The 16,495-nt window shown below is 61.5% G+C and carries 10 protein-coding genes; 5 read left to right on the top strand and 5 right to left on the bottom strand.

Going from position 1 to position 16,495, the window contains the following annotated elements:
- Positions 1-12: 12 nt before the first annotated feature.
- A complete protein-coding gene (locus QMK50_RS26135) occupies positions 13-258 on the bottom strand; it encodes a DUF1652 domain-containing protein (protein WP_095168388.1) in 246 nt (81 codons plus the stop codon).
- Positions 259-395: 137 nt separating this feature from the next.
- Positions 396-1,892 carry a helix-turn-helix transcriptional regulator gene (locus QMK50_RS26130; protein WP_320334398.1) on the bottom strand — a complete coding sequence of 499 codons (1,497 nt, stop codon included), beginning with the start codon at positions 1,890-1,892 and terminating at the stop codon, positions 396-398.
- Positions 1,893-2,141: 249 nt separating this feature from the next.
- Here QMK50_RS26130 and QMK50_RS26125 point away from each other — a divergent pair, with 249 nt between their 5' ends.
- Positions 2,142-6,767 (top strand): hypothetical protein, encoded by a 4,626-nt coding sequence (locus QMK50_RS26125; RefSeq protein ID WP_320334397.1) that lies wholly within the window; start codon positions 2,142-2,144, stop codon positions 6,765-6,767.
- The gene (locus QMK50_RS26120) at positions 6,761-7,978 is read left to right on the top strand and encodes a glycosyltransferase (RefSeq protein WP_320334396.1); all 1,218 of its coding nucleotides are present in this window, start codon (positions 6,761-6,763) and stop codon (positions 7,976-7,978) included. The genes QMK50_RS26125 and QMK50_RS26120 overlap by 7 nt, the downstream gene beginning before the upstream one ends.
- A gap of 53 nt (positions 7,979-8,031) precedes the next feature.
- Here the strand turns inward: QMK50_RS26120 and QMK50_RS26115 are convergent, their stop codons facing one another.
- Both QMK50_RS26115 and QMK50_RS26110 read right to left on the bottom strand, forming a co-directional pair.
- Positions 8,032-9,333 (bottom strand): ATP-binding protein, encoded by a 1,302-nt coding sequence (locus QMK50_RS26115; RefSeq protein ID WP_320334395.1) that lies wholly within the window; start codon positions 9,331-9,333, stop codon positions 8,032-8,034.
- A gap of 4 nt (positions 9,334-9,337) precedes the next feature.
- A complete protein-coding gene (locus QMK50_RS26110; RefSeq protein WP_095168397.1) occupies positions 9,338-10,039 on the bottom strand; it encodes a response regulator transcription factor in 702 nt (233 codons plus the stop codon).
- Positions 10,040-10,301: 262 nt separating this feature from the next.
- Here QMK50_RS26110 and QMK50_RS26105 point away from each other — a divergent pair, with 262 nt between their 5' ends.
- From QMK50_RS26105 to QMK50_RS26095, 3 genes are all read left to right on the top strand, one after another.
- Entirely contained in the window at positions 10,302-11,459 is a 1,158-nt protein-coding gene (locus QMK50_RS26105) for an efflux RND transporter periplasmic adaptor subunit (protein ID WP_320334394.1), read from the top strand.
- A gap of 16 nt (positions 11,460-11,475) precedes the next feature.
- Positions 11,476-14,574: an efflux RND transporter permease subunit gene (locus QMK50_RS26100; RefSeq protein ID WP_320334393.1), complete on the top strand. Its 3,099-nt coding sequence runs from the start codon at positions 11,476-11,478 to the stop codon at positions 14,572-14,574.
- A gap of 123 nt (positions 14,575-14,697) precedes the next feature.
- On the top strand, positions 14,698-15,339 hold the full coding sequence (locus tag QMK50_RS26095; protein WP_320334392.1) for a DUF1345 domain-containing protein: 642 nt from the start codon (positions 14,698-14,700) through the stop codon (positions 15,337-15,339).
- 4 nt (positions 15,340-15,343) lie between these two features.
- Here QMK50_RS26095 and QMK50_RS26090 read toward each other — a convergent pair whose 3' ends face one another.
- Complete coding sequence (locus tag QMK50_RS26090; protein ID WP_320334391.1) at positions 15,344-16,405, bottom strand: fibronectin type III domain-containing protein; 1,062 nt, start codon at positions 16,403-16,405, stop codon at positions 15,344-15,346.
- Positions 16,406-16,495 lie beyond the last annotated feature (90 nt).

The following is a 16,495-nucleotide window of genomic DNA, read 5'->3' as shown; positions in this document are numbered from 1 at the left end:
GCAAACCCAGGCTCAAGCGCTGTCGGCCTGCCCCAGGCGGGTAGCGCTTAGCTCATAGCGCAGCTCTTCGAGCATTTGCGCCAGGTCGCTGGCGCTGGTCAGCCGGCCGGGCTTGATCCCGGTCACCACCAGGTGCACCCGACCGTCTTGCGCTTCGAACACTCGCAGCGTCAGGCAACCATCGGCATCCACGCTGAAGTCACAGGCCAGCGGGGCCAGGGCTTGTTCGATGTAACTGCGCAGTTGCGCTTGGGTCATCACGGCAGGCGTCCATTGGGCTGGGCTGAAAGGAAGCGGCAAACGTCCGATGAACGATGCGCACCCTGACAGCCTATGAACTGGCGAGCCGTTGCAGAAGCTCAATTTGCACTGTCGCAACTAGTGCATTTGCACCTTTATTTCGGGCTTTTCAGCCGCCGCTCGCCAGCAAACAACCCACGTTCACGGGCCCAGACAATAGCCTCGCTACGGCTGTGCACGGCCAGTTTGGAGTACAGCGTAGCCACGTGATTACGCACGGTATTGGGCGCCAGTTGCAGCCGCGCGGCGATCTCTTTGTCAGCCAGGCCTTCGCAGATCAAACCCAGCACGTCGCGCTCACGGGCGGTAAGTTCGGTAAACGCCACGCTCGGCCGGTGGCTGCGATGGGCACTCTTGGCGTTGGCCAGCTTTTCGATCAGGGTCTGGCTGAACCAGGAGGCGTCCTGCATCACCTCCTCGATCGCCGCCACCAGTTCAAGCTCGGTGCGTTTGCGTTCCGTGATGTCCATCAGCACCAGCAAATAGCAAGGATGGTCCTGGATGCTCACCGTGTCGGCCCAGACCGCGCAGTCGATCAACACCGCGTCCTGCTTGCGCACTTGCAGGTCGACGCTTTCCACGCTGCCGAGCCTCTTCAACGTAGCAAACAGTTGGCTGGCGGCATCCCGGGTGGCGAAGAAGCCAAGCTCATCGATGGTCTTGCCCAACAGCGTCTCACTCGCGTACCCGATGCTGTTGAGAAAGGCATCGTTGACGTCTACCACCTGCAGACTCTCGGCGCTGCAGATCAGGGTCGGCACCGGACTCATGCGAAACGACTTGGCGAACCGCTCCTCGCTCTGGCGCAGCGCGGTTTCGGCCCTGCGGCGCAATTCCAGGTCGACGAAGGAAAACAGCATGCACGGTTCTTCGTTGAGGTCCAGCGGCTGCCCGGCCACCACTACCAATTTGCGGCTGCCATCGGGCAGGCGCAGGTCGGCCTGCATTTGCGGAACGGTAATGCCCTGGCTCAGGCGTTCGATGGCCAGGTCGCGGCGCTCGGCGTCCTCCAGCACGTCCAGTTCGTACAACGAACGGCCAATGATCTGCTCGCGTGAGTAGCCGGTCATTTCCACGAAACCCTGATTGACCTTGAGGTAACGCAGGTCGCTGAGGCGGCAGATCACCGCCGGGGCCGGGTTGGCGTTGAAGGTTTTTTCAAAGCGCTGCTCGGCGCTGGCCCATTCAGTGGCATCGCTGAGGATCAACACCAGGGATTCCGGCGCACCCTGCTGATCGGTGAGGATCATGCTGCGGATGCGGTGCACCCAGGTACGCTCCGGGTCGCCGGTCGGCGTGACTTCGACCACCACATCGCTGAAGGTCTCACCATTGGCAACCCGGCTGATGGGGTAGTTTTTCACCAACACCGGATGGTTGTTGCGATAGCGCAGGGTGAATCGCCGGGCATACTCGCGGGCGTTGGACCCCAGATCGCTGATCCGCTCGACCCCGTGCATGGCCAGCGCCGCGTCATTGGCCCACAGCAGGGTCTTGTCGGCATCGAGCAGAATCACCCCATCGGACAGCCCGGCGATGATTTGCTGCAACTGCCGGCGATTGGTTTCAGTGGCAAGTACATCCTGGCTCATTACGTCTCCCCGTTGCGCTGGGCCTGGGCCCTGTGAAGGGTACGACCGCGACGCACCGCATTCGTGCGCAAAAGACTACGCGTGTATTCAGGCAATACGCGTCATCGTTAGCGACCATCGCGAGCAGGCTCGCTCCTACAAAGTGCTGTGCAACACCACGCAAAAACACATTGGCAAGCGATAACTATGTACCGCATTACCGGGTTCGGTTCTTTTGATAGTGAAGCTCACAATTAACGGGAGCCCACTATGCAACCCTTCACTCCGCTCACGATCCGCACCTACCTCACCCACCTCGATGATCCGTCCATCAGTAGCCTGGAAAGCATGCAAGCCCGGCAGATGCTGGGCTACCTGACGAGCGTCGATGTTCATCGCGCCCTGAGTGCCACGGCGCCCGACAGTACAGGCCAATGGACCGACGGCAGCGTGCTGCCACTGCTGCTCAACCTCAAGGCAACCCGGTTGATCGCGGCCCGGGCCACGGGCCGCGCCCTGGATACCATCGGTCCCGAGTGGATGCTGGAGTTCATGTACCAGTTGGCCTCGACCATCTGGCGGGACTTTGCCGACCGTGCGGCTTATCCCGATTCGCTCCCGGATAGCGAAGCGCGACGCCAGTTCCGAGCCAGCTTTTTTGCCCGGGCCCTGGAGCACAACCACAACGCCTATGTACTGGATAACGATCAGATCAGCCTGCTCGCCAGCATCGTCGATGCTCACCACGTACGCGGACTGCAACGCCAGCAGATTGGGCGAATGCTGGGTAACCGCTTCGAGCAGATCGGCTTGTTTGCCCAGCAGCCGAGCGCGCAGGCAACGCTGATCAAAGCGCTCACCGAGCTGATCGGCGAAGTTGCTCCGACCCTCGATCCGACAACGATTTACTCGATGCGGGTACACGCTGCAGAAGAAGATGACCCGGCCCTGATCATGCTCGACCCGGTCACGCAACGTCCGGCTGTCGCGCTGTCGTACAACCAACCGGTTGCCCAATTGATCACCGAGATGCTGCGCGCCAACACGACCCCGCCTGAGGGTCTCGAATGGAAAACCCTCTGGATATCCCTGTATCAGGACCTTCACGTCCAGCAGCAGGACGGCCCGTCGAGCCCAGTCAGCAGCGCGGACTTGCTCAGGGAAGCACCGGTCAACTACAGCAATTTCAAACTCCACGCCTTCCTGCCCGTCAGCCGCACCCTGTTCGATGGTCTCCTCGAGTTCCTGCGCAACTGGACGGCAAGGTGGCTAGACGACCTCAAGCACTACTGGAACACACCCAGAAAACAGGCATGGGGTAGCCAGCTGACGGCACGCTTGCAGGATGCTGCACACCTGGGCGTACTGGATGGCACGCTGGAAACTGCGCACTATCAATTCCTGTCCACAACGCTTGAAGACCCGACCACCGCGCGCATCCATACCCTGGCATTGCAAGACCGCGCGAGCTTTCGTACCTGCGTACTCAATCGCTGCTTCCTCATCACGCCCGCTCTGGCGGATGCGCCAGACGTCGAGCAACTGCAAGGCCCGATCATCTGTGTGACGCCGACCAGAGGGCTGCAGGTATTTACCGGGTGGACAGCGCTGAACCGCGACGTCACTGAGCAATTGGCTCAGGCGCCAGGAGCAGGTCCATTACTGGGATGCCTGACCAGGCACGACGCCCTGCATCTGGCCAGCGCGCTGCGTGACAGCATCGAGCGAGTATCCCTTCACGCGTACCCGCTTGCCTCGGACCTGGTCGGCGAACTGATCGACGCCACGCTGGCAATGCAAGATAAAAACCTCAACTTTGCCGTTGAAACCGGCAAGGGGTCGGTACTGGACCAAGGCCTGCTCGCATTCCTCGGACATTTGGATGCCGCCCTTGAGACATCCCGCGTCCAGGATCTGGCCCCATGGGTGGCCGAACGTAACCTGCGGCTCGTCGAAAAGATCGCCGACCAACAGTTGTTCAATGCCTGGACGGCGCACCGCAACGAAGCCGATCACGACGGCAATACCCTGGCCTTGACGTTTTTCGACATGCCTCCTCTAAGGACTGGAGCACTGACAGACACCGAACGTCGTCAACTGATGCTTGAAGCACTGGCCAGCCCGCAAACGATCGAGCGTGTTGGCCAAGTGCTGAACCGAACGCCGTATTATTTTGCCCAGGGCGCCATCACCCCAGCGCTCGCCTTCAGCGTCATCGAAAAGATCTACCGCCATCAATTGCATCGGCTGAATGCGCAGTGGGAGGTTCCCGATAGCCGTGGCTACAAGTGTTTCGTCATGGAGCAACTACTTGCTCGCGACGCGACCCGCGAACAGGCACGACATACCGCCGACCTGGTGACTCCAGGCTTGCTGGGCCTGAATCCCGCCGCCTCCGAGCGCCTGGACCTCAGCTATAGCTCCACCGTGCTGGACGAAGCTCAGGCCCGCGTACGGGCCGCCAGCTTGATGATTGCTTCAATCATCGGCGCCAGGAGCACGCCTCCCGACATCGATGCCCTGTGCGATTACTTGCAGGTCAGCCTTGTGTACCCAGCAGCAACCGCCCCTTCCCACACGGATCCTTACCTGCTGACCCACGGGCTGTTCCTCGACTTACTGTGTGACTTTCCGGGTTTTCACCGGCTCGAACGGGCAATGGATCCCCAGCACCGCCAATCGCCCCCACTGCGCAGGGCCATGGCGCTCGAGGCGTTGACCAACTATCTCGAGCCGGTGGCCAGCCGCTCCCTGGGGCATGTCTGCGGGCTGAACCTGTTAACCGTGGCGCTGGGAGAGCGTACCCATGAGCAGGTACGTCTACACCTGCGCCAGCACCTGCAGGCCACGTTTGGGCAAAGCAGCGCCCGTGGGGCAGGTGCGTTGACCTTTACCTTGCTGTGTCGTGAGCATGCACCGGAGTTGCTGGTCCGCAATGTGCCTGACACTCTGCTGTTCGGACAAAGCCTGAGCGCCATCCAGTTCCGTCATGCGGTCAACCTGGCAGAACAGCTTCGCCCCGGCTCTTCGCTGATTCAGCGTTATCAGGAGCTGATGAGCTTCTACAGCCAATGCCCGTTCGAGCAATTGCCTGAGCCAGCACAACTGGCGATTGCCGTCAGTGGCCAAGTCGCCACCTTGCACTTTGCGATGTGCCGGGGCGTCATTGCGCAGACTAGCGCTGACCAGGTCGGGCCGGATCAGTCATTGGCAGCCTTGCTGCATTTGCAACAGCAACAAATGCTTGAGGCCAGAACCTTTACCCAGCTGGCACAAGTGCCTCCCGTGCGCAAATCCATGGCCCTGGAACGTCTGAAGTCGCAACCGGAACTGAACCTGCAACGCCGGTCGTCATTCACTGAAAGCCAGGTACTGCGATTTTTTGTGAAGGGTTATCACGAGCTTGGTCGCTCGATGCGCATGACCGCGCTCGAACGCTATATGACCTGTGGTGTAGAGCGTGCATTCGGTGTCAGCGAATTGGGTTTTGTCCCTGATATCGACGGCGGCTGTGCGCTTCAAGCAGCGTTCGAGGAGCGCTACCAGGACTTCAAGCAAAACTACCTGCAAGGCCAGGTAGAGCGCATGGTCCTGGCCTTGCACGACTTGCCAGCGCTGGACCGTGACAGGATCCTTGGGGCCTACAAATTCATCAAGGTGTCCTTCAAGGATCCCCAGGGGCAACGCCAGACCGCCTGCCACGGGTTGATCGCACTCTACAAGAAGGATGACCAGGAGTACGCCTACGAAATCTTTTCTGCATCGGGCACGATTCGCCTGCTGGGACGCAACGGCACGCGAAGAATTCGCGTCAACTACAAGTTCTCGCCCCCTACGGCCGACGCCATCTATCACGAATCGCCCTACATGAGCGCAGTGCCGGATCTGGACCAGGATGCCTACCTTCAAGGGCGTCCCGGCAAGGTTCTCGCGGAACCCGAACTGGACGTTAGTTTCTACACAGTAGCTCGCCAGGTCAGCGCACTGGATCGTGATGGAAAAATCCGCTTTCTCAGCCAGAAGATGGTCGACGAAGTCTTTGGCAAAGCCGTCGAGCAGGCCTATGACGTCTTGCGTGAGCCGACACCCTATGAGCGCTACCGCGAGAGTCTACTGGCGAGCAACGAGCGCCTGGCGAGCTTCTTCGTGCCCGGCTATTCGGTATACCTGGACATCAGCCGCGGCACCGTAACCCCCGGAACCTTCCTGTTCGCCGGGTTGGAAGCGCTGAGCTACCTGGTGCCTTTTGGCAGTGCCGTATTGCATGCCGTGAGGGCTTACGTCCAAGTGGGACGCCTGGTCGTGCGTTCGACCTCCTTCGGGATTTCCCGGTTGGCGCTCAAAGCGGCGCAAAGCGCCCAGGGTGCCCGGGAGTTTGGTGCAGTGCTGGCCAAAGGTTTTGCTCAGGCCGCCAACCCCCTGGGACCGGCGATATTCCTGTTTCAAGGGGGTATCAAAGGCGTGGCGCTGGCACGCGCCGGCTCGCGTTTCGTTCGTGGGCAACTCCATGCATCGCAGCTTGCCAACGGCCTGAACCTGCCGCCCCTGGGGGGCACCTCCGGCGACTTGTTGCGCTCACAGGACCTGACCACCCTGGCCGCATTCAGGCAGGCCGACGCGCTGGCTTTCTTCAAGCCAAACCTGTCTGTCACCCACAACGCTCTGACTATCCCTCAACAGCGCCAATTGGTCGCCCACGGCATTGATCTTTCGGACGTCCCCCCCGTCATGAACCTTTACACGATAAACCGGCACACCTACATCCTCATGCAGGGCCATCCCTACGCTGTAAGCCCGCTGCCCGATACCACGCAATGGCGGGTCCACAGCGCTGAGATGCAGGGGCCGGTAGTCACCTTCAACGCCTCGCGCCAGGCCTGGGAGGTCACATGCTGAGCGTCAGCGGCCTGTGCCGCCTGCCACGCACGCCGCAACAACAGCTGGCACCTGTGCATGAGGTCGCCATTCCTGCCGATGACATGCCCAACATCGGCTGGGTTCACCTGGGGCCAGAGCAGGATTGCCAAGCGATTTTCATGGTGCAGCAAGGTTGCTGGTGGTTGATCGATTGGCGCGGCCAGCCGACTACACCCACCTGGCGCAATGCCCAGGGCCAATGGGTCACCGGTCCTGTCGCGCAATGGCGCGCGGTCAAGGACAGCCTGCCGGCGCCTGCAAGAATGCAGACGGTGCAACTGCCCAGGCTCCCGGTCTTTCCAAGCGACCTTGCGCCGATTCCTGCGAACATTCACTACCTATGGCTGGGCCATGCCGTGCCGTCGCCTCGACTGATCGAGAACATCGCCCATAACTGCCGGCTCAGCAGTCGTTATGTGTCGACCCTGCATGTCGATATACAAGACGCCGAGGTACTGGCACAAATTCGGGAGCAGCTGCAACGGGCCGCGCCCTCGCTGGTGATAGCGCCCTTACGGGACACCGCGTTTTTCAGCATGTTCTCGCAATCGGACAACTACCAGCAGTACACCACCGTCATGCACGGGCCCGGGCGTAATTACTCGGCAGCCTCCGATGTGTTGCGCTATCCCTTGACCGACCATCATGGTGGTATCTACATGGATGTCGATGACACCTTTCAGGTGGATATCAACGATATCGAATTGCTGGCCGCACCTAACGATTTGCTGCTTGGGCCCAAGGTCACTGAGCAGATGGCAGGGTTTTCAGGCTACAACAGCAGCATTTTCGCGTCCCATCCCAACAATCCGGTATTGCAGGAAATTTCCAAGGAGATGCAGCTGCGCTTTGTGCAAAGCCCAGGCTTTTTTACCCAGGTCCGGCCCTATGTCGATGCCCAAGGCATCCTCGGCAACCCCAGGGAAGCGGCCATGGACATGCCGACCTACGCACGTGAACTGTTCCGCCTCACAGGCCCCGGTGTGCTCAACGATGTGGTCGCCGTCGAGCGCGCCGACTACTATCGGCTTTGCTTCAATGCCGAGCCGGGCGCCAACATTTCAAACACTCATCACCTGTGGGATCAGGCTTATGTCGACCAGCAAATGGCCCTGATCGATCATTACTTTCCGTTCAATCGCCGAGCCGTGGTCGATATCGGACATGAACACTCCTGGTTCAATACGTGAGTGTGCGCACCTGGGGGGCGAGTTGGCCACTGGGCTAAGTCGCCGCTTCGCAATCAGACTGGGGTGGGCAACCACAACCGGAACCGCGCCCCGCCCAGTGGCGACGCTTCGACCGTGAGGGTGCCGCCCTGGGCTTCCAGGGCCCGGCGGCTGATGGCCAGGCCCAGGCCGAAGCCGCCCGTGGCGCGGTCACGGCTGCGGTCGAGACGGTAGAACGGTTCGAAAATCCGCTCGCGCTCGTCGTCTGGGATACCGATGCCGTCATCGTCGACCCAGATTTCACAGCCTTCGGGCCGCACTTGCACACCAATCTGGATGCGCTTCTCGCAATAGCGCATGGCGTTGCGCAGCAGGTTCTGGATAGCCCGGGCGGTCAGGCGCGGGTCGAGGCTGAAGCGTTCGAGATGGCCGTGCAGCAGCACGTCGATCACGATTTCCGGCGACTCCAGTTCTTCATCGACGCTGCCCAGGATGCTGTCGATGAACTCGTCCAGTGCCACCTCGACCTGCTCCGGCAAACGTGCCGGGTTTTGCAGGCGGCTGTAGGACAGCAACTCGAGGACCAACTCGTCCAGCTCACGAATGTGCGCCACCAGGCCTTGCAAACGCTCACGGCTGGCGGCCGGCAAGTCATCGGATAACGCCAGGGCCAGGCCGAAATCCAGGCGAGTCAAGGGCGTGCGCAGCTCATGGGATACCGCGTTGAGTAGGTCGCGCTGCTGGTTCAGCAAGTTCTCGATGTCGCCGGCCATGGTGTCGAAGACGTGGGCCAGGCTGCCGATGTTGGAGCTGGCAGCAATCTGTGTGCGTTCGCCCAGGTGACCTTTGCCGAAACGTTCGGCGGTGTTGCGCAGGCGCTCCAGATCGCGCCAATGCGGGCGCAGCCAGATCAGCAGGCAGGCGAGCAGCGCCGCACCGATCAGCACATTGATGCCCCAGTACAGCAGACTGACGTCCAGCGGATCCGGCGGCACCACCAGCTTGACCGCCTGCGACTCATTCAATGGCGCCGCGGCCAACGTGCGCCAGCCCCAGTCACCGGTGCGCACGGTCATTTCACCGCGCTGCAAACGCTCGCGTTCATGGGCGGTGAAACCCTCATCGCTGATCGGAACCACGGCGATTTGCAACGGACTGAACTGTTGATCCAGCTCAGCGGCCAGCGCCGGCCATTGAGCGCTCGGCACGCCTTGAAACTGTTTGACCAGCAGGTTCTGCACGCCCCGGGAGTGGTCCAGGTTATAGCTGGAAAAGCGCTCGTGAAAGACCTTGACCACCAGGTCTGGCACCAGGTAGATCGCCGCACTGAAGGTGACGATGGTGATCAGGTACAGGCGGACCAGGATGCGCAGCATGGCGTCAGCATTCCCACTCGGAACGGCTGAACAGATAGCCCTTGCCCCACACCGTCTTGATCTTGCGCGCTTCGCCGGCGTGGTCGTCGAACTTGCGCCGCAGCTTGGAAATCGCCACGTCCACCGAGCGATCGGTGCCATTGAACTCGATGCCGCGCAGGCGCTGCAGGATCTGGTCGCGGCTCAGCACTTCGCCGGCATGCCGGGCCAGGACCACCAGCAGGTTGTACTCGCCGCTGGATAGCTCCACCGGCTGCTCGCGCCAGGTCACGGTGCGCTCCGACAGGTCGATGCACAGGTTGCCCATGAGGATCCGGTCGCTGGCGCTTTGCGGTTCGTTGAGGCTACTGCGGCGCAGCAAGGTGCGCACCCGCGCCAGCAGGACCCGGGGCTCGCAGGGTTTGGTGACGTAGTCGTCGGCGCCCATTTCCAGGCCCAGCACCTGGTCGTGGCTGTCATCACGGGCGGTCAGCATCAGGATCGGCAGGCTCGCCGAATCGGCGCGCAACAGCCGGCACACCTGCAGGCCATCGAGCCCGGGCAGCATCAGGTCGAGGATCACCAGGTCCGGCGGGTTGACCCGCGCTCGTTCACGCACCTGATCGCCACGGCTGATCACATTGACCTGATAGCCATTACGTTCGAGGTAGCTGGCAATCAGCTCGGAGAGCGCAGAGTCGTCTTCGACCAGGAGGATGTTGGGCATGGGTGTTTCCAGAAATAGCGATGGCGTCTGGACGGGTCCATCGCGGGCGAGCCCGTTCCCACAGGGGATTGCGCACCACAGATCATGTGGGAGCGGGCTTGCCCGCGAAAGCGGCTGAACAGACACAAAAGAAACCAAGGATATACGCCCTCACGCATGCAGGAGCAAAACCTTCACACAATTTCACACAGCCACTACAAAGCTTCACCGCTACCCTGGCCGGCTGCCCGTAGCATGCCTGGGTCATTATTGGGGTATTTACATGTCCAAGAACCTGCTTGCACCGCTCAGCCTGATAGCACTGGCATTGATGCTGAGCGCCTGTGACAAGTCTTCCAGCGTCGAGGAGGCCGCGCCGCTGGCCAGCGTGCGCATCGAAACCATCGAAGCCCGTCCCCTGTCGATCAGCAGCGAGCTGAGCGGGCGGATCGCCGCGCCACGCATCGCCGAAGTGCGCGCCCGGGTCGCCGGGGTAGTGCTGCAGCGCACCTTTCGCGAAGGCAGCGACGTGAAACAGGGCCAGGTGTTGTTTCGCATCGACCCGGCGCCGTTCAAGGCCGACCTCGACAGCGCCGACGCGGCGCTGCGCAAGGCGCAGGCGAATGCGTTCCAGGCGCGCCTGCAGGAAAAACGCTACGCCCAGTTGATCAAGGACCAGGCCGTCAGCGCCCAGGATTACGACAATGCTCGTGCGGCCACGCTGCAGGCCAATGCCGACGTCGCCGCCAACCAGGCTGCCGTGGCCCGTGCCCGGCTGAACCTGGGTTACGCCACGGTCACCGCGCCGATTTCCGGGCGCATCGGCCGCGCGCTGGTCACCGAAGGCGCACTGGTCGGACAGAACGAAAGCACGCCCCTGGCGCTGATCCAGCAACTGGACCCGATCCACGCCGACCTGACCCAGTCGACCCGCGAGCTCAACGAGTTGCGCCGCGCCTTCCGTGCCGGGCAGATGCAGCAGGTTGGCCAGGACCAGGCCAAGGCCACGCTGATCCAGGACGACGGCAGCCACTATCCGTTGCCGGGCAAGCTGTTGTTCTCGGAGATCAGTGTCGACCCCGGCACCGGCCAGATCATTGTGCGCAGCGAGTTCCCCAACCCCGACCTCGACCTGCTCCCTGGCAGTTTCATTCGCGTGCGCCTGGAGCAAGCGGTCAACCAGCAAGGCATCAGCGTGCCGCAACGGGCGATCCAGCGCGACAGCGCCGGCATTGCCCAGGTGTTGCTGCTCGACAGCGAGGACCGGGTCAGCCAGCAAGCCGTGCAACTGGGCCAGGTGCAACAGGACCGCTGGATCGTCAGCGCCGGCCTCAAGCCCGGCGACCGCATTGTCATCGAAGGCCTGCAGCACGCCCGTCCCGGCGACAAAGTAGCCATCGACGCCACCCCTCTTGAGCACGCCCTGGTCACCGGGCAGTAGGCAGGACGCAGATTTTATGCCGCATTTCTTTATTGACCGCCCGGTGTTCGCCTGGGTGGTTGCACTGTTCATCCTGTTGGCCGGCGCCCTGGCCATCCCGCAACTGCCGGTGGCCCAGTACCCGGATGTGGCGCCGCCACAGATCGAAATCTACGCGGCGTACCCGGGTGCCTCGGCGCAAACCGTCGATGAAAGTGTGGTCAGCCTGATCGAGGAAGAGCTCAACGGCGCCGACCATCTGCTGTATTTCGAATCCCAGAGCAGCCTCGCTTCGGCCACCATCACGGCCACCTTCAAGCCGGGCACCAACCCGGAGCTGGCCCAGGTCGATGTGCAGAACCGCCTCAAAGTGGTGGAGTCGCGCCTGCCGCAAGCAGTGATCCAGCAGGGCTTGTCGGTGGAGAAAGTGTCTTCCGGCTTCCTGCTGATGATTACCTTGACTTCCAGCGACGGCAAGCTCGATGAAGTGGCGCTCAGCGATTACCTGGCGCGCAACGTGATGAACGAGATCAAGCGCCTGGATGGGGTCGGCAAGGCTTCGTTGTACGGCGCTGAACGGGCGATGCGGATCTGGATCGACCCGCAGAAACTGATTGGCTTCAACCTGACCCCGGCCGACGTCAACGCCGCGATCGTCGCGCAGAACGCCCAGGTTTCCGCTGGCAGCATCGGTGATTTGCCGACCCACAACAGCCAGGAAATCACCGCCACCGTGCTGGTCAAGGGGCAACTGTCGACGCCCGAAGAGTTCGCCGACATCGTGCTCAAGGCCAACCCCGACGGCTCCATCGTGCGCATCGGCGATGTGGCGCGGGTCGAGATCGGCAGCCAGGAATACCAGTTCGGCACCCGCCTCAACGGCAAGCCGTCCACCGCGGTCGCCGTGCAGTTGGCACCTGGCGCCAACGCACTGAACACCGCCACCCTGGTGCGCGAGAAGATGGACGAACTGGCCCGCTACTTCCCGGCGGGTGTGGAATACAAGATCCCCTACGACACCTCGCCCTTCGTCAAAGTCTCGATTACCAAGGTGGTCTACACCCTGGGCGAGGCAATGCTGCTGGTGTTCGCGGTGATGTACCTGTTCCTGCAGAACATCCGCTACACGCTGATCCCGACCCTGGTGGTGCCGGTGGCGCTGATGGGCACCTTCGCGACCATGCTGGCGCTGGGCTTTTCGATCAACGTGCTGACCATGTTCGGCATGGTGCTGGCCATCGGCATCCTGGTGGACGACGCCATCGTGGTGGTGGAGAACGTCGAGCGGATCATGGCCGAAGAAGGCCTGTCGCCCAAGGAAGCGACCCGCAAGGCCATGACCCAGATCACCGGGGCAATCATCGGCATCACCCTGGTGCTGGTGGCGGTGTTTATCCCGATGGCGTTCATGCAAGGTTCGGTAGGGGTGATCTACCAGCAGTTCTCGCTGTCGATGGCCACCTCGATCCTGTTCTCGGCGTTCCTCGCGCTGACCCTGACCCCGGCGCTCTGCGCGACCCTGCTCAAGCCAGTGGCCAAGGGCGAGCTGCATGCCAGGAGCGGATTCTTCGGCTGGTTCAACCGACGTTTCGAGCAGTTCACGGATCGCTACCAAGGCTGGGTGGCCTATGCGCTGAAACGCAGCGGCCGCTACCTGCTGATCTACGGCGTGTTGCTAGTGGCGCTCGGCGTGCTGTTCAGTCGCCTGCCCTCCTCGTTCCTGCCGACCGAAGACCAGGGCTACACCATCACCGACATTCAACTGCCGCCGGGCGCCAGCAAGAACCGCACGGTGCAGGTGGCGCAACAGATCGAGGCGCACAACGCCAGCGAAGCGGGAATCGGCGACAGTACGGTGATCCTCGGCTTCAGCTTCTCCGGCAGTGGGCAGAATGCGGCGCTGGCCTTCACTACCCTCAAGGATTGGTCGCAGCGTGGCAGCGATGACTCGGCGGCCTCGATTGCCGACCGCGCCAATATCGCCTTCAGCCAGATCAAGGACGCGGTCGCCTACTCGGTGCTGCCGCCGCCAGTGGATGGCCTGGGCACTTCCAGCGGGTTTGAGTTCCGCCTGCAAGACCGTGGCGGCCTGGGGCACAGCGCGTTGATGCAGGCGCGTACGGCCTTGCTGGACGCCGCTGAAAAAAGTCCGATCCTGGCCAATGTGCGCGAAAGCGCCCTGGCTGAAGCGCCGCAAGTGCAATTGATCGTCGACCGCAAGCAGGCCAATGCCTTGGGCGTGTCGTTTGCCGACATCGGCAGCGTATTGTCCACCGCGGTCGGCTCCAGCTACATCAACGACTTCCCCAACCAGGGACGGATGCAGCGGGTGGTGGTGCAGGCCGAGGGTGATCAACGCAGCCAGGTTGAAGATTTGCTGAAGATCCATGTGCGCAACAGCAACGCGAATATGGTCCCGCTGTCGGCCTTCACCCGGGCCGAATGGACCCAGGGGCCGACCCAGTTGACCCGCTACAACGGCTACCCGGCCGTGAGCATTTCCGGTGAGCCGGCCCCTGGCTACAGCACCGGACAAGCCATGGCGGAAATCGAGCGTCTGGTGGCCCAGGGGCCAGCGGGGCTGGGCCAGGAATGGACGGGGCTGTCATTGCAGGAACGCTTGTCGGGCAGCCAGGCGCCGATCCTGCTCGGTTTGTCGTTGCTGATCGTGTTCCTGTGCCTGGCGGCGCTGTACGAAAGCTGGTCGATCCCGACGTCGGTATTGCTGGTGGTGCCGCTGGGAGTACTCGGTGCGGTACTGGCGGTGACCTTGCGCGGCATGCCCAACGACGTGTTCTTCAAGGTCGGCTTGATCACCATCATCGGCCTGTCGGCGAAGAACGCGATCCTGATCATCGAGTTCGCCAAGAGCCTGTACGACGAAGGCCACGACCTGCTCGACGCCACCCTGCAAGCCGCGCGCTTGCGCCTGCGGCCGATCATCATGACCTCGCTGGCATTCATCCTCGGCGTGGTGCCGTTGGCGATTGCCACCGGCGCCAGCTCGGCGAGCCAGCAAGCGATCGGCACTGGCGTGATTGGCGGGATGATCACCGCGACCCTGGCCGTGGTGTTTGTGCCAGTGTTTTTTGTGGTGGTGATGAAGCTGGTGCGCAAGCGTCACAAGGACATCTGACCAACGTCACTGGTGGGAGCTGGCCGGCCAGCTCCCACACCGGACCTCATCAGGCTCACCGGTGTGGCCACACTAGACTGCGCTGCGCTATGGTTCTTTGAAGTCCCATTGCAGTGAGCCCCCATGCCCCACCTCGTGCGCACCCACCCTCGCCTCACCTGTGCCAGCCTGATTGGCATCACGGCAGGTATTCTGGCTCCCGCCGACTCCTTCATCAGCAACATACTCATTGGCTGGAATGCCGGCGTCTGGACCTACCTGGCCCTGATGCTGTGGCTCACCGTCCGTTCCCGGGCCGATCAGGTCAAGCGTATCGCTGAGGTCGAGGATGAAAACGCCGGGCTGGTGCTGTTCATCGTCAGCATTGCCGCCATCGCCAGCCTGGTCGCGATCACTGTCGAGCTGGCAGGCACCGGCGATCTCGGCACCTCGCAAAAGCTTGTGCGCTACGGTTTTACCGGGGTGACGGTGATCGGTTCCTGGCTACTGATCGGGATGATTTTCAGCGTGCACTACGCGCGACTGTTCTACACCTGGGACGGCAAGGAACCGGCGTTGCGCTTCGCCGAAGGCCTGCGAACCCCCAACTATTGGGACTTTCTGTACTTCTCCTTCACCATTGGCGTGGCCGTGCAAACCGCCGATGTCGGCGTGGCGAGCCGAGGTCTGCGCAAAATTGTCCTGGCCCAGTCGTTGATTGGTTTTGTATTCAACACCGCGATATTGGGGTTTTCGATCAATATCGCGGCGGGACTGTTTGGCTGAGCGATCAACCACGGATCGAAGCGGGATCCGAGAGCACACCATTGCGTATGGCACGCACCTCAAACAGGTGTTCAGTGCCGGGCGTCAAATTGTAGAGGCTGATAAACGTATCGCTCAGTTCACGGAGAAAGGTTCCATCCAGGAATACTTGGTACCCGGTGACACCACCACTTTGTACCGGTGGCCTCCAGGTCAGGTCACCCCGGCCCAGTTGACGGAACAATCTGAGTTCAGTCGGTGCGTTGCTCTCGGCGGATGTGGTTACCCAGATCACGGTTCCATCCGAGCGATTACCGGCAGCATCCAGGGCGATCACCGAAAAGCTGTAATTGGTGTTACTGCTCAACCCTGCAACCTGATAGCGAGTATCCCTGACCGTATCAAGCAGCCAACTGCCATTACGCAGCTCATACCCACTCACTCCGACATTGTCTTGCGAGGCGTTCCACTCAAGGACGACGGAGCTGTTGGTGATAGCGCTCGCCCTCAAGTTTCCAGGCGTGGAAGGGGCTGTCCAATCTGGGGTGGAGACCGTCAAGGGGTCGGAATCGGCATAGTTTCCATCGGGATCCCTCGCCCGCACCATGAAAATATAAGTCGTCATATCATTCAGATCGGCGACCGAATAACGAGTACTATCTGTATTGCCGACAAGTTTCCCGTCGCAGAAAATCTGATACCCAACCACCCCACCATTGTCGACCGACGCCACCCACGCCAGGTTGACTCTATTGCCAACCACACTTTCAGTGCGTAAGCCCGTTGGCTTACTCGGTGGCGTCCGATCCGGCACATACCGCCCTATGCGAGCCCGACTCGGGTTGGAGCGGATGTTGCCCGCCGCCTTGGCATAGAGATAAAAAAAGTACTCCTGATTAGGGTTCAATCCGTTGATGACGCACGGTGGTCGGCTCACGGTAATGGTGGCAATCCCCTCGGCCATGACCTCATAACCCGAGGCGTTATACGGGCAATAGACGCACCGGGTGTAGGGCTCATCCCACGTCAGGAGCGCGGTTGTCGCGCTGGTTCTTTCTCCTCGAATTCCACCGGGACTGCAAATCATGATTGAAGCTCCTGCGCACGTTAACCTTGCGTCACACAGTGTCAGGCGAAACCAACCTGTCGCGCACCTGACAGATCTGCCAGTTGCCTT

This window comes from Pseudomonas sp. P5_152 (assembly GCF_033989915.1).
Classification (GTDB): Bacteria; Pseudomonadota; Gammaproteobacteria; order Pseudomonadales; family Pseudomonadaceae; genus Aquipseudomonas.
Note: the sequence above shows the minus strand (reverse complement) of the source record. Positions and strands in the feature narration are given on the sequence as shown.